The 18,323-nt window shown below is 51.6% G+C and carries 17 protein-coding genes; 11 read left to right on the top strand and 6 right to left on the bottom strand.

Features of this window, described 5'->3' with window-relative positions:
• Positions 1-39 precede the first annotated feature (39 nt).
• Genes ACFWUL_RS01740 through ACFWUL_RS01750 form a run of 3 tightly spaced genes read left to right on the top strand, consistent with a single transcriptional unit; the run spans position 40 to position 2,203 of the window.
• Positions 40-861: an ABC transporter ATP-binding protein gene (locus ACFWUL_RS01740; protein WP_416177623.1), complete on the top strand. Its 822-nt coding sequence runs from the start codon at positions 40-42 to the stop codon at positions 859-861.
• Entirely contained in the window at positions 845-1,654 is an 810-nt protein-coding gene (locus ACFWUL_RS01745) for an ABC transporter permease (protein ID WP_416177624.1), read from the top strand. The genes ACFWUL_RS01740 and ACFWUL_RS01745 overlap by 17 nt, the downstream gene beginning before the upstream one ends.
• Before the next feature lie 48 nt (positions 1,655-1,702).
• Positions 1,703-2,203, top strand: a complete 501-nt coding sequence (locus ACFWUL_RS01750; RefSeq protein WP_297019425.1) for a flavodoxin family protein — start codon at positions 1,703-1,705, stop codon at positions 2,201-2,203.
• Between the two features lie 685 nt (positions 2,204-2,888).
• Here ACFWUL_RS01750 and ACFWUL_RS01755 read toward each other — a convergent pair.
• Together ACFWUL_RS01755 and ACFWUL_RS01760 are read right to left on the bottom strand one after the other, a co-directional pair.
• Positions 2,889-3,563 carry a TetR/AcrR family transcriptional regulator gene (locus ACFWUL_RS01755; protein WP_416177625.1) on the bottom strand — a complete coding sequence of 225 codons (675 nt, stop codon included), beginning with the start codon at positions 3,561-3,563 and terminating at the stop codon, positions 2,889-2,891.
• A gap of 840 nt (positions 3,564-4,403) precedes the next feature.
• Positions 4,404-5,150 (bottom strand): class I SAM-dependent methyltransferase, encoded by a 747-nt coding sequence (locus tag ACFWUL_RS01760; RefSeq protein WP_297019421.1) that lies wholly within the window; start codon positions 5,148-5,150, stop codon positions 4,404-4,406.
• Between the two features lie 705 nt (positions 5,151-5,855).
• Between ACFWUL_RS01760 and ACFWUL_RS01765 the strand changes: the two genes are divergently transcribed.
• Together ACFWUL_RS01765 and argH are read left to right on the top strand one after the other, a co-directional pair.
• Positions 5,856-7,109 (top strand): argininosuccinate synthase, encoded by a 1,254-nt coding sequence (locus tag ACFWUL_RS01765; RefSeq protein WP_416177626.1) that lies wholly within the window; start codon positions 5,856-5,858, stop codon positions 7,107-7,109.
• On the top strand, positions 7,106-8,533 hold the full coding sequence (argH, locus tag ACFWUL_RS01770; protein ID WP_297019415.1) for an argininosuccinate lyase: 1,428 nt from the start codon (positions 7,106-7,108) through the stop codon (positions 8,531-8,533). The genes ACFWUL_RS01765 and argH overlap by 4 nt, the downstream gene beginning before the upstream one ends.
• A gap of 809 nt (positions 8,534-9,342) precedes the next feature.
• Here argH and ACFWUL_RS01775 read toward each other — a convergent pair.
• A complete protein-coding gene (locus tag ACFWUL_RS01775) occupies positions 9,343-10,719 on the bottom strand; it encodes a PhoH family protein (protein ID WP_416177627.1) in 1,377 nt (458 codons plus the stop codon).
• A gap of 180 nt (positions 10,720-10,899) precedes the next feature.
• Between ACFWUL_RS01775 and ACFWUL_RS01780 the strand changes: the two genes are divergently transcribed.
• The 3 genes from ACFWUL_RS01780 (at position 10,900) to sucD (ending at position 13,838) form a co-directional block, all read left to right on the top strand.
• The gene (locus ACFWUL_RS01780; protein ID WP_416177628.1) at positions 10,900-11,535 is read left to right on the top strand and encodes a hypothetical protein; all 636 of its coding nucleotides are present in this window, start codon (positions 10,900-10,902) and stop codon (positions 11,533-11,535) included.
• Between the two features lie 193 nt (positions 11,536-11,728).
• Complete coding sequence (sucC, locus tag ACFWUL_RS01785) at positions 11,729-12,925, top strand: ADP-forming succinate--CoA ligase subunit beta (protein ID WP_416177629.1); 1,197 nt, start codon at positions 11,729-11,731, stop codon at positions 12,923-12,925.
• 10 nt (positions 12,926-12,935) lie between these two features.
• On the top strand, positions 12,936-13,838 hold the full coding sequence (sucD, locus tag ACFWUL_RS01790) for a succinate--CoA ligase subunit alpha (protein WP_416177630.1): 903 nt from the start codon (positions 12,936-12,938) through the stop codon (positions 13,836-13,838).
• Between the two features lie 66 nt (positions 13,839-13,904).
• Here the strand turns inward: sucD and ACFWUL_RS01795 are convergent, their stop codons facing one another.
• Positions 13,905-15,290 carry a PLP-dependent aminotransferase family protein gene (locus ACFWUL_RS01795; protein ID WP_416177631.1) on the bottom strand — a complete coding sequence of 462 codons (1,386 nt, stop codon included), beginning with the start codon at positions 15,288-15,290 and terminating at the stop codon, positions 13,905-13,907.
• Positions 15,291-15,446: 156 nt separating this feature from the next.
• On the opposite strand from ACFWUL_RS01795, the gene ACFWUL_RS01800 reads away from it, so the two are divergent.
• Together ACFWUL_RS01800 and ACFWUL_RS01805 are read left to right on the top strand one after the other, a co-directional pair.
• The gene (locus tag ACFWUL_RS01800; protein WP_416177632.1) at positions 15,447-16,226 is read left to right on the top strand and encodes a PhzF family phenazine biosynthesis protein; all 780 of its coding nucleotides are present in this window, start codon (positions 15,447-15,449) and stop codon (positions 16,224-16,226) included.
• 85 nt (positions 16,227-16,311) lie between these two features.
• Positions 16,312-16,533 (top strand): RNA helicase, encoded by a 222-nt coding sequence (locus ACFWUL_RS01805; protein WP_416177633.1) that lies wholly within the window; start codon positions 16,312-16,314, stop codon positions 16,531-16,533.
• 266 nt (positions 16,534-16,799) lie between these two features.
• On the opposite strand, the gene ACFWUL_RS01810 is transcribed toward ACFWUL_RS01805, so the two are convergent.
• Together ACFWUL_RS01810 and ACFWUL_RS01815 are read right to left on the bottom strand one after the other, a co-directional pair.
• A complete protein-coding gene (locus ACFWUL_RS01810; protein WP_301959707.1) occupies positions 16,800-17,495 on the bottom strand; it encodes a hypothetical protein in 696 nt (231 codons plus the stop codon).
• 23 nt (positions 17,496-17,518) lie between these two features.
• Positions 17,519-17,908, bottom strand: a complete 390-nt coding sequence (locus ACFWUL_RS01815; protein WP_416177634.1) for a hypothetical protein — start codon at positions 17,906-17,908, stop codon at positions 17,519-17,521.
• A 190-nt stretch (positions 17,909-18,098) separates the two neighbouring features.
• On the opposite strand from ACFWUL_RS01815, the gene ACFWUL_RS01820 reads away from it, so the two are divergent.
• Positions 18,099-18,311: a helix-turn-helix domain-containing protein gene (locus ACFWUL_RS01820; RefSeq protein ID WP_370802981.1), complete on the top strand. Its 213-nt coding sequence runs from the start codon at positions 18,099-18,101 to the stop codon at positions 18,309-18,311.
• Positions 18,312-18,323 lie beyond the last annotated feature (12 nt).

Raw genomic sequence — 18,323 nt, forward strand, 5'->3', positions numbered from 1 at the left:
GGGCCCCTATGGGCCCGCTGGAAGGGAAGGAGAAAGACCATGAATGATGTAATACTGGATGTGAGAAATCTGAGGAAAACCTTTCGTGAGAAGAACGGGAACCTCCTGGAGGCGGTGAAGGGGATTTCTTTCCGGGTGGAAAGGGGAGAAATCTTTGGATTCCTGGGGCCCAACGGAGCCGGAAAGAGTACCACCATTGCCATGCTCACCACAGGGCTGGCGGCGGATGGGGGAGACATCATTCTGGATGGCCGGTCCATCCTGGAAAATCCCGCAGCAGCCCGGGGCAAAATCGGGGTGGTGGCCCAGCACAATAACCTGGACCGGAGCCTCACGGCAAGGGAAAATCTACTTTTCCATGGCCGCTATTTCGGCATGGACCGGAAGGATGCAGCCCGCAGGGCCGATGAACTGCTGAAGAAATTCGGCCTCTGGGAACGGAGGAATGACCGGGTATCTTCTTTCTCCGGCGGCATGAGCCAGCGCCTTAAAATCGCCAGGGCCATCATGCACAGGCCATCCATCTTATTCCTCGATGAACCGACTACGGGTCTGGACCCCAATTACCGGGAAATCCTCTGGGAACAGATGGTGGAGCTGAACCGGGAGGGGACCACCATTTTCCTCACCACCCACTACATGGAGGAACCGGAAAAGTTCTGCCGCCACATTGCCATCGTAAACCATGGGACCATCGAAGCTTTCGGCACGAGCCGGGAGTTGAAGGCCCTGGTCCCGAAGGATGAGGTGATTCTTTCCCATGAGGCGGCAGCGGCTGCTTCGGATGGAGAGAGCAGAATCAACCTGAACGATGTATTTGTGTATCTCACAGGAAAGGGGCTCAATGCAGATGTACAGTAACAGTTTTTACAGGTCCGTTTTTATGGCCATGGTGGAAAGGGATCTCCTGGCCCAGTGGCGGAATAAATGGGAATTCGTTTTCCGGGTGATGATGCTGCCGGCGGTACTGATCGTGATTTACGGCTATATCCTTCCGGCCATCGGCATGATGCCGGACACCTTCCAGTCCCAGATGTTCTGGGGCATGGTGGGTATGAGTATCCTCATCACCGGCATCCATGGTACCGCCATTCCCTTTACCATGGATTTCAATAACCGCCATGAAATCGAAGACCGCCTGCAGGCGCCGGTGCCGGTGAATCTTATCGCTCTGGCCAAGATGGCGGTGGGCATTATCGAGGCATTCATCGGCGGTCTCCTGGTGCTGCCGGTGTCTCTCCTCTTCATGGGTAATGGGCTCCATCTGGCGCTGACAGTAGAAACGGCATTGGCCCTTGTGCCGGTGCTTCTGCTCATCGCCCTGGCTTCCGCTTCTTTGGGCCTTTTGGTGGGAACCATTGTGAAGCCCATGGAAATCGCAGCCATGTTTCCAGGATTCCTCATGCCCATGGTCTTTACGGGAGCCATTTTCTTCAGCTGGGGCGCCCTCTCTTCGGTACCCGTTTTCCAGGTGCTGGTTCTCCTGAATCCCCTGGTCTACGCCAATGAGGCCCTCCGGTATATCACCATGCCCGAGCTTTCGAGCATGCCGGTGTATTTCAGCATTTCCGGGCTCCTTATTTCCATTATTCTTATGGCAGATTTCGGGTTCCGCCGGTTCCATCGCATGGCGGCATCCCAGAATGGGAGGTAAATCGTATGGCTAAAAAAGTATTGATTATCGGCACCAGCCCAAGGCTTCATGGAAATTCCCAATATCCTGGCCCAGTCCTTTGCCAAAGGGGCGGAGGAAGCGGGAAATGAAGTGGAATTTGTGCCCATGGCGGGGAAGCGGATCGGCTTCTGCATCGGCTGCTGGGGTTGCCTGAAAACAAAGACCTGCGTGGTGAACCATGATGATGCGGAAGAGGTGGTACAGAAAATCCGCAGGGCCGACGTGGTGGTCTTTGCTACGCCCATCTATTACTACGAAATGAGCGGCCAGATGAAAACCCTTTTGGACAGGACGAACTGCCTCTACACGGCGGACTATGATTTCCGGGATGTGTACCTCCTCACCACGGCGGAGTCCGGAGAAAGGGATACACCCCAGCATGCCATAGGCGGTGTGGAAGGATGGCTCAAGGTCTTCAACAAGGCGAAACTCCGGGGCGTCATCTTTGCCGGAAGAACTACGACTGACGGCTCCATCCGGGGCCACCAGGAACTGGCGGAAGCAGAAGCCATGGGAAGAGCGGTGTAATGAAATAGAAAGGAACAGGGAATCATTCGAATAAAAAGGGGATAGTGGTCAGGAAGAGTCGAAAAATCTCCCCAAAAAATGCTTCTGCCCATGTAATATTCCTGAAATGGAGGTAAAAAACCTGCAGTAAGAAAGATTTCGGGGCTCAACGAAGCTGTAGCGGTTCTTGACTGTAGAGTCACAGGGCATGCTGCCACCGCCGTTTTGGCAGACTGAAGAGGGAGAGATAGATTTCCCCTCACAGAAGTGGAGTCTGCTAAGCAGAGATTGGCTATGTCTTATACTCCGCCGCTTACTATTGCGGTAATCCATCCTGCGGCTTTGCCGCGGCCCTTCTCTAAGGGCCTGCATGCTATCGATTGTTTCACATATCGAGAATCTTGGTAAGTAAGCTTGGAAAAAAGCGGAGAATGGAAAAGATGAGATCTGCGAAGCAGATGAGTCCGGTAAAGAAGAAACCGGATAGGTTGTGTCTTATATTACACCGCTGGCCATTATGACCATCCATCCTGCGGCTTTGCTGTGGGCCGTCTGGCTTGCATATCGAGAATCATAGTAAGCAAGTGCCCCACTTGGAAAAGGAAAGAGCATATCTGTACGGGAAAGCGCTGGCTGTGTATACTAAAAAAGAAGCCATAAACCACTTGGGGTTACGGCTTCTTTTTTATATCCTGTGAATAGGGGCTCATGCCTTGATCTCTTCGGAATGGTGCAGGACCTGGTCTGCCAGGCTGAGCCAGAGATCCTTGTTTTCTTCCATGTAGGCAATGAGCTTATTGGTTTCCCTGGTATCCAGTCCCAGTGTACGAAGGATGGAGAACATGACCCGTTTCCGGATGGCACTGTAGTCCAGCTTTTCAGAAAAGGCGAAGCAGAGTACATAGGAAGCCACAGCTCCTTCAGAAAGGAGAAGAGCGGTGGAAAGGCTTTCAATCTTTGTATGCCGGCGGGCATCCCAGATTTCCCGTGCCAGGTAGGCATGGTTTTCAATGACGCTTTCCATGATCAGGGGCGATGAATGGGCGGCATACATCATTTCCCGGATGACCGGGCTCTTTTCCACAGAATAGAGTTCCATGGCGATGAAACCGACGAGACGCTGCTCCGGTGTCCTGTCTTCCAGTGCTTCACCTACACGGTTTGCGGCATCGTTAAGGAATTCATCAATCAGTGCTGCAAAGAGGTGTTCCTTGTCTTCATATATATTATAGATACTTCCGGAAGTGATACCGGAATCCTGTACAATCTGGCGTATGGTGGTGGTCTTATATCCCTGTTCTAAAAACAGGTTTTCCGCAGTTTTGAGGATCCGGCTGCGGATTCCTTTCATGTGTACAGCTCTTTTTTCTGCTTTAGCCATAGTAACCTCGCTTTTCCCCTAAAAATTTTGTTCCTGCCGGTGTACCTGCTTATCGGCCGCTCGAACGAGTCACGGCGGGACAGGGGTTTCTTCGTTTTTCCTGTTTCCCATCTCCCCTGAATATTGGGAAACAGAGAAACAGCAGGTATACAGGGACCTGAAACCATTAGCGATAGATTTATCCAATAAGATGAGGCAAACCATCTGCATCTGCTGCAGAGGCCCTGAACTGCCATGAATCTCAGGAAATCGAATCATCGTGGCCTATTGATTTGTGTACCCTATATTGCAGGATGCATAAAAATATAACCCTAACTTAGGACTATTATAAAAGACTATTACCCCCATTGTCAAACACAAAATGTACTAAAAAGTGATGTAAATGGTATTGCTCCATTGGTAAAGGGGCAATAGAAAGAGGCCCATTCTGTCGTGACAAAGGGAAATGCCCCTGGGGAACCAATCGGTACTTCCCATTGGGGAAAGACCGGGTTTCTTATTTATACAATCAAAAATTTCTGTTTATAAATTGTGAGGACAGGCAAGTCGTTTGCAATAGTGAACAATATAAAGGAAAGGAGCGGGACTTAGGGGGATCCCGCTCCTTCATTTCCCCCAGTGGTGATTGGGCGCGCTAATCCCGGGAACCGGAATCGCCAATGGAGAATACCTTATTCCAGAACCTGCGAAACAGATTCTAGAATAAACATATTATAGAAAATTTTGGGACGGATGTCAATCAGAAAATTGAGCCTGTATCATAAAAGTTATAGAACATTAATAAAATGGTGGTTTATGCATAGGCTTCGATCTCCATTTCCTGCGAGGCAGGATGTCCATTTATTTTTTCCTTCTCGAAGCACCGTAGGCGGCGAGACCCAGGGCGGCGGCGCTGACGGCGATGGCCGTGAGTTTGCCATAGGGAAGGGAGGAAGAAAGTTTCAGCCTCTTCTTTGCCTGGTCCAGTACGGAGAGAGGTTTCACCGATGTCACCGCCAGGGCGCTCAGCCTTGATTTTGCCGATACGTTCCGGAATCCCGCATCTTCCAGGTATTCTTTCAATTCCTTTTTGCCGTACACCTTCATATGGGGAATCAGTTTTTCATAAATCTTATCCGGCGGCAGGGCGCCCTTGGAATGGAGAAGGAGGAACCGGCCTCCCGGTTTCAGGACCCGATAGATTTCCTTCAGGCAGGCGGCAGGGTCTTTCCAGAAATAGAAGGTCTCCTCCGCAATGACCAGGTCAAAACGGTTGTCATCAAAGGGAAGGGCTTCGGCGGTGCCCTCTACGATCTGACAGCGCCCTTCCCGAATGGCCTTCTCATTGAGGCGCCAGGAAAAATCGACGGCCCGGAAGGAAGAATCAATGCCATAAACGTGGCCTTCCGGAACTTTTTTCAGAAGACGGGAAATGGTCTTGCCACCGCCGCAGCCGATGTCCAGAATTTCTGCATCCTTCGGCGCATTGACCTGGGAGAGCCCCCACAGGGAAAGGGGCGTATTCCAGAGGTTCATGGCGGATAAGAGATATCCTTCCGTTTTGGGACCAGGCCGGAGCAGGGATGGCTTTTTCAGTTCTAATTTCATGGGAATGACCTCCTTTAATTATGATTCATCTTATATACTATTATACTCGAACTCCAGGGGCGGGGGAATGGGAAATGAAAGGTGGCTGAAGTGGCTAAAGTGGCTCAGGGGGGAACGCCCTGCGGGCGATGGGCTGGTGTGGCACATAAAGTTTAGAAGCGCCGCGAAACGAAATACATGGTATTTGCCCGGAATGCGGACTTCGGCGGAGTCTGCTTGGGTGGATGGGGCTAAGGGCGGTGGATGAACATAGCCGCCGCTCGTTCATCGAGTTGTGGCTTCAACTCTCGTTGCTCGTTGAAGCGGTGGCATAAAGGGTATTAGCCGCCGAAGGCGGCAGATCCACTTTATGCCCCTGGTGCGAAGCACCTACAACCTGGTTGGCGAGCGTAGCGATGCCAACCCACCACCCTTAGCCCCATTCACCCCTTTGGGCCATCAGCCATTCATTCCATCAACCTGGCTGCTATATGCATCCTTTTCTGCATATCCTGCATACAGCACATAAATTGGACACGATTGTAATTACTCGATAATATCGAATAAACCACGATACATTTGAAAAATATTTCATAAAATTGCAAGAAGATTCACTTTTGCTATTGCACATTTATGCAAGCAGATGTATAATTATCACATCTTAAGAAAAGCCCCCGTGAAGGGCCTGTGAAATTGTCTATGTTCAAACAGAAAGGCGGCATTCCTATGGCTGATGTAAAAAATGTAAAAAAAGTAGTTCTTGCTTATTCCGGCGGACTGGATACTTCCGTTATCATTCCCTGGCTGAAAGAAAATTATGGCTGCGAAGTCATTGCCTGCACCGTGAACCTGGGGCAGCCTGAAGATTTCGATGCTATCCATAAAAAGGCTCTTGCTTCCGGCGCTTCCTATGCGGAAACACTGGATGTGAGAAAGGAATTCATTGAACAGTATGCCTACAAAGTACTCCAGGCCGATGGCAAGTATGAAGGAAAATACCTTCTCGGTACCTCTTTCGCCCGTCCCCTCATCGGCAAATGCCTGGTGGACATGGCAAAGAAGTACGGCGCTGATGCCATCTGCCATGGTGCTACGGGCAAGGGCAATGACCAGGTCCGTTTCGAACTGACCATCAAGGCTCTGGCTCCCCACATGAAGATCATTGCTCCCTGGAGAATCTGGGATATGAAATCCAGAGAAGATGAGATGAAGTATGCTGAAGCTCATGGCGTGCCCATCGATAAATACGACGAAAAACAGACAGATGAAGAAAAGGCTGCCCAGAAGTACCCCTATTCCATGGACTGGAATATGTGGCACCTGTCCCATGAAGGGGACGACCTGGAAAATCCGGCCAATCCGCCCCACAAGGATATGTACCTTGTCACCTGCGATCCTGAAGATGCTCCGGACAAATCGGAAATCGTGACCATCGATTTCGAAAAGGGCGTACCGGTGGCTGTGAACGGCAAGAAGATGGATGGCGTGGAACTGGTGAATACGCTGAATGCCATCGGCGCCAGAAACGGCATCGGCATCGATGACCTCGTAGAAAACAGACTGGTAGGCATGAAGTCCAGAGGGGTCTATGAAAATCCCTGCGGCTCTATCCTCTTCTACGCCCATACAGAACTGGAACGGCTCTGCCTGGACCAGGCTACATTCCACTTCAAGGAAGTGGCAGCTGTAAAATATTCCGAACTGGTTTATGACGGCATGTGGTTCGCACCCCTTCGTGAAGCACTGCAGGTATTCGCAGAAAAGACTTCCGAAACCGTAACGGGCAAAGTCACCCTGCGGCTCTACAAGGGCAACATCATGTCCCACGGCGCAGAAAGCCCGTACTCCCTGTACAATGAGGAATTCGTGACCTTCGGTGAAGACGATGTATACAACCAGGCCGATGCAGAAGGATTTATCAACCTCTTCGGCCTGCCCCTCACCATCCGGGCTCTTATGAAGGAGAAGAATGCAAAATGAGTGATATGATGTGGGGCGGACGCTTCACGAAAGCGGAGGAAAAAACGGCCCTCGATTTCAACGCATCCATTTCCTACGACTGCCGGATGTATAAAGAAGACATTGCCGGGTCCATGGCCCATGCGAAGATGCTTGCCCGCCACGGCATCATTTCAGAAGAGGACTGCCGGAAGATTACCGAAGGTCTCAAGAAGATCAAGAAAGAAATCGACGATGGAAATTTCGATTTCTCCGTGGAACTGGAAGATATCCACATGAATGTGGAAAAGCGGCTCACCGACGACATCGGTGATGCCGGCGCCCGGCTCCATACGGCCCGGAGCCGTAACGACCAGTGCGCCCTGGACCTCCATATGTATATGAAACGGCAGATGGGCCGCATTGCGGAAAAGCTCATCGCCCTGGAAGAGGCGCTCCTTAACGCTTCGAAAAAGTACAAAGACGTCATCCTGCCGGGCTACACCCACATGCAGCGGGCCCAGCCGGTGCTCTTTGCCCACCATATGCTGGCGTATTTTGCCATGATGGAAAGGGATTTCAAACGGCTGGAAGAGGCCTATGATATGGCGGATATGTCCCCCATCGGCGCCTGCGCCCTGGCGGGAACCACATATCCCACGGATCCCCTGGAAGAAGCGGAGGATCTCCATTTCTCCAAGGTCTATGGAAACAGTCTCGATGCCGTATCGGACCGGGACTACCTCCTGCAGTTCCTGTCCTTTGCCTCCATCTGCGCCATGCACCTGTCCCGGCTGTCGGAAGAATTCATTTACTGGAGCACCAGTGAATTCCAGTTCATCGAGCTGGACGACGGCTACTCCACGGGAAGTTCCATTATGCCCCAGAAGAAAAATCCGGACATGTGTGAACTGATCCGCGGCAAGACGGGCCGGGTGTACGGGGACCTGGTGGGTCTCCTCACGGTGATGAAAGGACTGCCCCTGGCCTATGACAAGGACATGCAGGAAGACAAGGAAGGGGTTTTCGATGCCATCGATACCCTTTACTTTGCCTTGGATATCTACGCCGGCATGATCAATACCATGACGGTGAACGGGAAACATACAAGGGAAGTGCTGGAACACGATTTCTCCAACGCTACGGACATGGCGGACTACCTGGCCAAGAAGGGCCTCCCTTTCCGCCAGGCCCATGCGGTGGTAGGGGGCGCTGTACATTACTGCATCGAGCACCACAAAGTGCTCCACGACCTCACCATGGAAGAACTGAAATCCATGAGCCCCCTCTTTGAGGAAGATATCATGGATGCACTGAAGATAGAAAACTGCGTGAAAAACCGGGAAAGCTACGGCGGCACAGGACCAAAGTCCGTAGCCCGCCAGCAGGCCCATGGCGAAGAAGTGATCAAAGCCATGAAGAAACAGGCAGAGTCATGGAAAGAGTCCATGGCCTTCCTGGGATAAAAGGAAGCCATAGCGCACTGCGCTTGGTATAGACAATTTCACAGGAAAACCCCCGCTCCGGCGGGGGCTTTTCCGTATGCGGCTGAGTGGACGGTCAAAAGTGTGGGGGCTCCTGGTGATGCGTCTCAATCACATTTGGGATAATGATTAATGTTGGCGGAAGAAAAATCACTACTGTTATGTACCGATTTTAAATGCTGTAGACTCTGAATTTAACTCGTCATCTCGAGCGGTGGTAAGCGCCGTAATGATGTAACACATAAAAATAGAATGTGAGAGAGAGTCGAGAGATCTCCCAGATAGATACCTCTGACGGTCTTACAACGCTAGCCATGGTTAAAAAGCCCTGTATTCTCGAACGCAAGAAAGATTTCTCGACTCATCGTAGCTGTAGCGATTTTTACCTGCACAATCACATTGCATGCTACCACCGCTCGAAATGACGATATGGGGGTAGTTTCTACTTGCGAATCTATTACCAAGTTACCACATAATTAAACTATCATTAGCACAAATGTGATTGAGACAGGACACTAGCTTCTAGCTGTTAGCTTTTAGGAAAGCTGGCCAGCCTACGGCTTGGGTAACTGATGAGAACAGGCAGAAGGAAGCGCTGCAGGCCATTGATCTTTCCTGACAGCTAGAAGCTAGAAGCTGGCAGCTCCCGTACCATTGACTCTATCTGTCAGCATGGGAACCGATAGTTCATAAAAATGGCGGCGCTTCCCTATTTGATGCGCCGCCACATTCACTCCTCACTCCTCACTATTCACCGTTTGTAGACGAAACAAAAGCCATACCAATGAATATCACAACCTCTGTATAGCATCCATAGCCAGTTTCGACCGTTCGCATTCGTCCCTGCCCATGGTGATCTGCCAGCAGAGGGGGCTTCCCCTCATGCACTTGGCGGCGTAGGAGAGACCGTTGGTCCGTTCGTCCAGGAAGGGGCGGTCGATCTGCTGGGGGTCGCCGAGAAGGATGATTTTTGTCCCTTTCCCGGCCCTGGTGATGATGCCCTTCGCCTGGCTGGGGGTGATATTCTGGGCTTCATCGATGATGAGGTAGGTCTTCACGATGGACCGGCCTGGGATGAAGTTCAATGCTTCCGTCTCTATGATGTCCCGGTCGAAGATTTCCTGGACCTTGTCGGTGAGGAGGGATTCATCTTCGTAGCGGCCGGCTTCATCGGAGTCCAGGAGCTGCTCTAACGCATCCACCACCGGCCGCATGAGGGGAGAAATTTTTTCCTGTTCCGTCCCCGGAAGGAAACCGATGTCATCGTCAAACTGGGCGTTAGGCCGGGATACGATAATGCGCCGGTATTCGCCGGTGGGATTGTTGAAGACCTTTTCCAGCCCCACGGCGATGGAGTAGAAGGTTTTTGCCGTACCTGCCATGCCCTTCACAATGACCAGGGGCGCCTTTTCCGCGCTTTCCATGAGGGCTTCCTGGAGGAAGTACTGCCCCACATTTCTCGGGGTCACGCCGTAGGGACGCTGCTTCCGATAGCGGAGGGGCACCATCTGCTGCCCTTCCACCCGGCCCAGGAGGGTGACGCCGGCCGACTCATCAGGGGTGAGAAGGAAAAATTCATTTTCCGTGAATGACAGGGGCAGGGGGTCCCCATTCTCGTCGGTGCTGTAAAGGATAGAAAGGGGAACGCCTCCATTTTTGAAGTCCCCCACGGCGTTCTGGGGAAGGTAGGCGTGGCCTCGGCCGGTGTAGTTGGCTTCCTGCCGGGAAACCTGCTCCGCTTCGAAGTCTTCGGCCCGGATGGAGAGGAGCTGGGCTTTGATACGGAGTACGATGTCCTTTGTCACCAGTACCACGTCCCGACAGGGGTCTGATTCCTTCAGCCCCTTGCAGACCATGAGAATCCGGTTGTCCGATTCATTTTCCGGCAGGTCCCGGGGAAGGGTGACGTCCACGCAGTTCGTTTCCACCCGCACGGTGCCGCCGTTCTGTATGGGTACGCCGGAAAGAAGGTTGCCCCGCTGCCGGAGGCTGTCCAGGAGGCGGATGGCCTTGCGGGCGTTGGCGCCTTTTTCGCCTTCCGCCTTCTTCAGCCCATCCAGCTCTTCCACCACCACCAGGGGAATGACTACCTCATTCTCCTCGAACGCATAGAGCCCATAGGGGGACTGTACCAGTACATTCGTATCTACCACATAGGTCTTTTTCATGGGGATGCTCCTTCCTTACCAGGTTTTATTCTATTATAAAAGGAAAGTATTGATCCTGTTTTTATGATACCATGAGGATGTAAAGGGAACATCAAAAGTTTGTTTATGAAAGAGGGGGAAAATCGGCTTTTATATCCGCAGGTATGGGGACCGGCATTTTCTTCTTTACGGAGGTATTCTATGAATCACAGACTGATGGTGGCAGCCCTGGTGGCTGTCCTTTGTACAGGCAGTATGGCTCCGTCCGGCGCATCGGACCTTCTGGGGCAGAGTTATATCTCTCTGGAGGCTCTGTCTTTGGGGAGCGGTTTCCAAAAGGTGCTGGCAGAGGATAAGCCGGCCGAATCTATTCGAAAGTCCGTAATCCGGGACCTGGATATTCCGGAAGAGGCCTGGCGGGCCACGAAGTACAGCTATAACTATGCGGAAGGGGAAAATGGGGAACGGGAGGTTCTGGTTCTTCTCCGGGGGCCCTGGACCTCCGGTACCGGCGGCAGTACCCTGGCCATCCTGACGTCCGATGGAAAAGACCGGTGGCACGTATCCCAGATTTTAACTCTCATCCACAGCCCCCTTATCGTGGTGAAGGGAGAAAGTGGGAAACCCTCGGGACTGCTGGTGAGACGGTATGGTGGCGGTGCCCGCCCGGCCTGGGTCCTTCTTACCAGGAAAAACGGGCTGTATGAAGGGGTTAATGAGGGCCAGGTAATCGAAAATATTTCAGGTTTTCGGAGCACTGCTTTCTTTGCCAACGATTTTATCCTGGATGACATGACGGGCCGGTACCATACATTGGAAGGAAAAGATATCTTCTGAATTTTTATCTATACCTTTTTCGCAACAGTTTTCAATAAGGCTATGCTAATTTTGCAAATGGTACTCTTATAGGAGGGCATTGTCTTTTTTGCGGATACATAAAGTGATATGATAGGAATTGTAATTCTATACGCTGTCATGAGGAATGAACCATAGAAGAAAGGGTTCTTCTGTTTCCGAAAGGAGAATTTTCATGAATATCCATGAATACCAGAGTAAAGCCATTATGAAGCAATATGGCATCCATGTACCGGAAGGATATCCGGCATTTTCCGTGGAAGAAGCGGTGGCCAATGCCAAGCGCCTCGATACACCGGTGGTGGTCGTAAAGGCCCAGATCCATGCCGGCGGCCGCGGGGAAGCGGGAGGCGTGAAGCTGGCCCATTCCGTGGAGGAAGTGCGGAAATATGCGAAGGAACTTTTGGGAAGCACCCTCGTCACCCGTCAGACCGGGCCCCAGGGGAAGAAGGTGAACCGCCTCCTCATCGAAGCAGGTGCCCACATTAAGAAGGAATACTATATTTCCTTCCTGGTGGACCGGGAATCCCGGGGCGTGGTCATGATGGCTTCTGAATGTGGCGGCATGTCTATCGAAGATGTGGCGGCGGAAAACCCGGAGGCTATCCTGAAGGAATACATTGACCCCGCCATCGGTCTTGCTGATTTCCAGGCAAACCGCATGGCCTATGATCTCCATATGGAACCGGCGGTGGTCAGAAAAGCGGCGACTTTCATGAAGTACCTCTATAAACTCTTTGTGGATAAGGACTGCTCCCTTGCTGAATGCAACCCATTGGTGGTGACCGAAGAAAACGACGTGCTGGCGCTGGATGCGAAACTGAATTTCGATGACAGCACCCTTACCCGCCATCCGGATATCATGGCCCTCCGTGATATTACGGAAGAGGACCCGAAAGAACGGGAAGCGGCGGCGGAAGGCCTGAACTACGTGAACCTGGGCGGCGACGTGGCCTGCATGGTCAACGGTGCCGGCCTCGCCATGGCTACGGTGGACATTATCAAGGAAAATGGCGGAGATCCGGCCAACTTCCTGGACGTAGGCGGCGATTCCACGCCGGAAAAAATTGTGGCAGCCTTTAAGATTATGCTGGAAGGCAGCCAGGCCCACAGTATCCTGATCAATATTTTCGGCGGCATCAATAAATGCGATGTCATTGCCACGGGAATCGTGGAAGCGGCAGCAGAACTTTCCGGTGGAAAAGAAGAATTCCCCATTCCTGTCATCGTTCGTCTGGAGGGACGAAATGTGGAAAGGGGACGGGAAATTCTCCATGAAGCGAATATAAAGAACCTGTTCCCTGCAGCGGATATGGATAAAGGTGCGAAAGCGGCTATCCGTCTGGCTAAAGAACAGCGGGAAGGAAAATAAGGAGGGGCAAATGAGTATTTTAATTCATAAAGATACAAAGGTCATTGTACAGGGCATCACCGGCAAGGCAGCCCGTTTCCATACAGAACAGATGCAGGCCTACGGCACGAATATCGTAGGCGGCACGGCCCCCGGCAAGGCAGGCCAGGTATGCAACGGGGTACCCGTATTCAATACGGTGCGGGATGCCGTCCAGGTTACCGGTGCTACGGCTTCTGTCATTTTCGTTCCCGCTCCCTTTGCGGCTGACGCCATCCTGGAAGCGGTAGAAGCAGGTCTTGACCTGGTGGTATGTATTACAGAGCATATCCCAGTGGAGGACATGGTGAAGGTGCATCGTTATATGGAAGGGAAAAAGACCCGTCTCATCGGGCCGAACTGTCCCGGCATCATCTCTGTGGATGAAGCCAATATTGGCATCATTCCCTCCCAGATTTATAAAAAAGGCCATGTAGGCGTCGTATCCAAATCCGGTACATTGACCTACGAAGCCACCTACCAGCTCACAGAGGCCGGCATTGGCCAGACCACGGCCATCGGCATTGGCGGCGATCCTATCAAGGGCATGGATTTCATTGACACCCTGACCCTTTTCAATGAGGACCCGGAAACGGAAGCAGTGCTTATGATCGGTGAAATCGGCGGTAATGCAGAGGAAAGGGCGGCTCAGTGGATCAAGAAACATATGAAGAAGCCTGTGGCTGCTTTCATCGCAGGCCGCATGGCGCCTCCAGGAAAGCGCATGGGTCATGCGGGGGCCATCATTTCCGGCGGCAAGGGCACGGCGGCTGAGAAGATTGCTGCCTTGAACGCTGTAGGCATTCCGGTGGCCAGGACTGTAGCGGATATCGGAGAAACGGTCATCCAACTGCTGAAGGAAAAGGGCATTTACGAGGACTGCCATACCTGCTGAAGGGTGGAGCTTTAAGAAAAAACTGACTTCATGGTGGAATGTGATTCTGCCAGGAAGTCAGTTTTTTTATGGGTTTATGTAGTTCTTTATAATCATCAGCCCTTTGCGAAGACGGGCTGTATTTCCGGCGGAGCACAGGGATACGCGGAGAAAACTGTTTTCTTCGTGGTTTGAAGTCATAAAACGGCCGGAGTGGTAAATATGGATGCCCTGCCGGAGGAGGTCTTTTTCCACCTGGTCAAAGGGGCGGCCGTCAGAAATGGGAAGCCAGCGGAAGTAGCTGGGAGGCTGAGGCGGCAGGTCGGGGAAAAGGGCATCAAAGAGGGCGGACGCTTTTCTGGCCAGGGCCGCTTTTTGATGAAGCAGTTTTTGGGCAGAGCCGGACAGAAGCAGTTCCGTCATGATTTCCGCATCAAGAGAAGAGGTTTTTATGCTGATATTGGAAAAGCCTTCCTGTATGACATCTTTTATGTCATCGGTCACAGCGCCATAGGCTATACGGAGCCCCGGACAAAGGCATTTGGTAAGGCTTGCAATATAGAAAGAGCGGCAGCCAATCAGGTCATGCAGGGATATCATGTCCCCGCCTTCTTCTGCCCGAAGCCAGCCGTAGAGGTCGTCTTCAATCAATACCAGTTGATTCTTTTTGATTACGCGGGCCAGTTCCTCTTTCCGGGCAGGGGAAATGATGATATTGGTGGGATTGGAGCAGGAAGGCATGAGATAAATACCTTGGATTTTCAATTTGCTGCAGGCCCTGTCCAATTCTTCTGCCATCATGCCGTCTTTGTCGCCGGCTATGGGGATGAGTAAAAGTCCTTTCATTTTGGCAAGAAGTATGAAATTGGAGTAGGTGTAGGTATCCACGGCAATGCGGTCCCCTGGATGGAAAAGGGAAAAGAGGGCGGTGGTCAAAGCATTTTCCGCTCCCTGGAACAGGATGATGTGTTCTGCATCGGTATGGGTGCCCAGCATGGCCATCCATTCTGCTGCCTGCAGCCGCTGGTGGGGAAAGCCGAAGGGGTGGTCATAGGAAAGAAGATTTCGTACATAGCTGCGGCGGAGGACTTTCTCCATGGCTTCTTCCACCGGTGACGCCAGCTCCGGAAACCCACTGATAAATCCCATTTCTATAATGTCCTTCCGGGCAAAGGGCTGCTCAATGGCAATGGATGCGCCGGGGTGGGGCGCCACAAAAGTGCCCCGTCCGGTGACGCCGTACACCAGCCCTTTCCGGCGGCAGGCATTATAGACTCTGGTGATGGTGGAATAATTCAAATCCAGATAATCAGCCAGTTCACGCTGCGGTGGGAGCCTGGTGCCTTCCGGCAGTTCACCGGTCAGGATTTTCTCCTCCAAATCCCGGGCTAGGGAAAGATAGTAGGGCCTGGAGAGCCGGGACAAATCCGGTTTCCAGGAAAGGGGATAGTGGTCGAAGGAATTAATGGGCATGGCATTTCCTTTGAAAAGAATGATGATAGAGGCAGGTACACAAATTGCTATACATACAATTCCAGAATTGTATTCATAGTACGACGGCGCTATGATATTGTCAATGAACAAAGGGTTCAGACGGCAGCAGAATGGATACAGAAAGGATGACAGACTATGAAACAGTACATAGCAGATGCATTTACAGACGAAATCTTTAAAGGAAACCAGGCGGCAGTCTGCGTCATGGACAAGTGGCCTTCCGAAGATACCATGATGCATATTACGATGGAAAATAATTTTTCCGAAACCGCTTTCATGGTGAAGGAGGAAAATGGACATTACCGTCTGCGCTGGTTCACACCGGGCGGAGAAATTGATCTCTGCGGCCACGCCACCCTGGCATCGGGATATATTCTTTTCCGTTTCTATGAAAAGGATAAGGAAGAAGTAGTATTCGATACCATGAGCGGACCACTCACCGTGGCCAGGAAGGAGGATCTCTACGTCATGGATTTCCCGGCCTATGAACTGAAGCAGGTACCGGTGACAGATGAAATGGAAGAAGCTATCGGCGTAAGACCGCTGGAAGCCTGGATGGGAAGGGACCTTCTTTGCGTACTTCCGACGGAAGAAGACGTAAGAAATGCAGAAGTGGACCAGGAGAAAGTGAAAAAACTGGACGGTCTTCTCCTGCACATTACGGCAAGAGGGAAAAAATGGGACTCTGTATCCAGAAGCTTTGCTCCCAAGCTCCTGGTACCGGAAGACCCGGTGTGCGGAAGCGGACACTGCCATATCGTGCCCTACTGGTCGAAAAAATGGGCAAAAAGGAAATCCTTGCCTATCAGGCTTCCCGGCGGAGCGGCATCCTGCATTGCCGGATGGAAGGAAGTCGGGTCCGCCTTGGCGGCAGGGCGGCGCTGTATTCGATTGCGGAAATTGCAGATACAGTGAAGGGGCTGTAATAGAAACGGACTTGACGAAGCCTCTCCTTTCCGCTATTGTAAGGATAAGTCTTTAGGAAGCGGAGGAAGGCAGTATGTTCTCAAAATTTCAGGATTTTCTTCTGGTGGTGGTTCTCTTCTACTCCATTTACCGTATCGGCTTCGGAGAAGGCGTCACTACGGTGAACCTTTTCATCCTTCTCTGTGCTGTGGTGGCGGTCATTTCCATGGCCCTCAAACGGAGCGGTGCCTATGACAGGGCCCACAAGCAGAGGGATGAGGCTATGAAGAAAAAAGAGGAAAATAAGGAAGACTAAAAAAGAGCCGGCAAGGCTCTTTTTTCATGGGAAATAGGAGGGATAGCCGTTATCGGCTATCGGCTATCAGCTGTCGGCTGTCGGCTATCGGTTGTCCGCTACCCGATGTTTGCTATCCGCCGGGCGGCTTTTCACTGATGAGTCATTGGCCAGTCCCGTGACGCTGGCTTTACATCATCGCCGCGCTGAGGGCAATCCGCAACTCTCTGGCCCAAATACTCTCAAACCTGAGAGTATTAAGAACCTGGGGCCCGTTATCCATTCCCCTATGAATCCTCTGCACCTGCAGGGGGCAGCTCCGCCATTTTCCCAAAGGGGATGCCTCTGGTATCCTGTTTATGGTCGGAAATGAAAAGGGCAAGGAGAACATCCTCTTCTTTTTCTATGATGACAGCGGTTATGTAGACCAGCTGGGTCATGCCGCCCCCGGTGAGGAGAAAGCTGGCACTGCCCTGTACGTAGGGAATGTCACCATCTTCCGATTTTTCCTCCCAGCCGGTGAATTTGCGGAGGCGGATGTGGGAGCTGTCCCTATTGGTGATGGATGAGAGCCTATCTTCTGGAAGATTTTCCTTAAAGCGGTCTTTCCATAATTGAAATTCTTCTTTGGGCAGGGAGAGTGAGACGCGGTAGCCGCCGTAGTAGCGGCGGCCCTGGCAGCGTACCTGCTCCAGGGATGTATCACGGCCCAGGGAGACTGCAAGGGAAGCCAGCTCTTCATGGTATTCCGGATGATCAGGGAAAAGGGGAAGCGATTCCATTTCATGGGCCAGTTTTTCTTCCAAATCCTCCCGGGCAAAGAATTCTTTCATTTTTTTTCCTATAAAGCTGTCGTCCGCAGAGGTGACGGTGATGGAGGTCTCCATCATTCTGGCGTATCGACCGGAAAAGGTGAGAGCGTTCAGGAGGATAATACCTGCCACTGCCAGGATGGAAGCCAGGGTAATCAGTACTTTTCTCATGGTAGTCCTTTCTTGTGGATTCATTATACCATGAGAGCAGTGCCGTATGGCCGGAGGAGATTTCTGGCGGCCTGGCGGTCTGGTCCTGCATCGCTTATGGTATGGACTGCAATGCTTTTTGGCCGGCTGGTATGTAGGGCCTTAGAGTTTCCATCGATGCGTACCGGGATCCTTCGAAGCGATTGGAATAACTGTGTCTGGCAGGGCCGTAAAGCTCTGGCGCGAAGCTCCGTCAACCTTTCCGCTTTGAATCGTCCCAGCCCGGAGGCGACCAGCTTGTCACTACTGAAACCGGCATTACGTGCATTGGCAATCAGATCACTTGCCGAATACGCCTCGATACCCAGTTCCTTTTTTACAAGGCCACAGAAGTAGCCTTTGCCGACCGCATAAATGCCACTGATAAAGATCATAGGACCACCTCCTAAGTGCTCTGCATGGCTAAGAAAGATAGATTAAGTACAGCATATCAAAAACTTGTGTATAAATTAAGAATTCAGTGGAAAATTTCATGCGAACACTTGATTTAATCTTGATTTTGCGTCGAATAATGTGCATAATGGGTTTACAAGTCTGATTTTGGCGGAAAGCGAGGTAAGCGTCATGGCCATTAGCTATAAAAAATTGTGGAAACTACTGATAGATCGCGATATGAAAAAGAAGGACTTACAGAAGGCTGCCGGTATCAGTTCGGCGTCAATAACCAAACTTGGAAAAAATGAAAATGTGAATACAGAGATCATAGAAAAGATATGTATTGCCTTGGATTGTGATGTCAGCGACATAATGGAAATGACGAGCGAAGAGGCAAAATGAGAAAGGCAGATT

The organism is Dialister sp. (assembly GCF_047832375.1).
GTDB lineage: Bacteria > Bacillota > Negativicutes > Veillonellales > Dialisteraceae > Dialister.

Coding starts and splice junctions, on each gene's coding strand:
- ACFWUL_RS01740 (WP_416177623.1), top strand. CDS start 40: ATGAATGATGTAATACTGGATGTGAGAAATCTGAGGAAAACCTTTCGT.
- ACFWUL_RS01745 (WP_416177624.1), top strand. CDS start 845: ATGCAGATGTACAGTAACAGTTTTTACAGGTCCGTTTTTATGGCCATG.
- ACFWUL_RS01750 (WP_297019425.1), top strand. CDS start 1,703: ATGGAAATTCCCAATATCCTGGCCCAGTCCTTTGCCAAAGGGGCGGAG.
- ACFWUL_RS01755 (WP_416177625.1), bottom strand. CDS start 3,563: ATGGCTAAAGCAGAAAAAAGAGCTGTACACATGAAAGGAATCCGCAGC.
- ACFWUL_RS01760 (WP_297019421.1), bottom strand. CDS start 5,150: ATGAAATTAGAACTGAAAAAGCCATCCCTGCTCCGGCCTGGTCCCAAA.
- ACFWUL_RS01765 (WP_416177626.1), top strand. CDS start 5,856: ATGGCTGATGTAAAAAATGTAAAAAAAGTAGTTCTTGCTTATTCCGGC.
- argH (WP_297019415.1), top strand. CDS start 7,106: ATGAGTGATATGATGTGGGGCGGACGCTTCACGAAAGCGGAGGAAAAA.
- ACFWUL_RS01775 (WP_416177627.1), bottom strand. CDS start 10,719: ATGAAAAAGACCTATGTGGTAGATACGAATGTACTGGTACAGTCCCCC.
- ACFWUL_RS01780 (WP_416177628.1), top strand. CDS start 10,900: ATGAATCACAGACTGATGGTGGCAGCCCTGGTGGCTGTCCTTTGTACA.
- sucC (WP_416177629.1), top strand. CDS start 11,729: ATGAATATCCATGAATACCAGAGTAAAGCCATTATGAAGCAATATGGC.
- sucD (WP_416177630.1), top strand. CDS start 12,936: ATGAGTATTTTAATTCATAAAGATACAAAGGTCATTGTACAGGGCATC.
- ACFWUL_RS01795 (WP_416177631.1), bottom strand. CDS start 15,290: ATGCCCATTAATTCCTTCGACCACTATCCCCTTTCCTGGAAACCGGAT.
- ACFWUL_RS01800 (WP_416177632.1), top strand. CDS start 15,447: ATGAAACAGTACATAGCAGATGCATTTACAGACGAAATCTTTAAAGGA.
- ACFWUL_RS01805 (WP_416177633.1), top strand. CDS start 16,312: ATGTTCTCAAAATTTCAGGATTTTCTTCTGGTGGTGGTTCTCTTCTAC.
- ACFWUL_RS01810 (WP_301959707.1), bottom strand. CDS start 17,495: ATGAGAAAAGTACTGATTACCCTGGCTTCCATCCTGGCAGTGGCAGGT.
- ACFWUL_RS01815 (WP_416177634.1), bottom strand. CDS start 17,908: ATGATCTTTATCAGTGGCATTTATGCGGTCGGCAAAGGCTACTTCTGT.
- ACFWUL_RS01820 (WP_370802981.1), top strand. CDS start 18,099: ATGGCCATTAGCTATAAAAAATTGTGGAAACTACTGATAGATCGCGAT.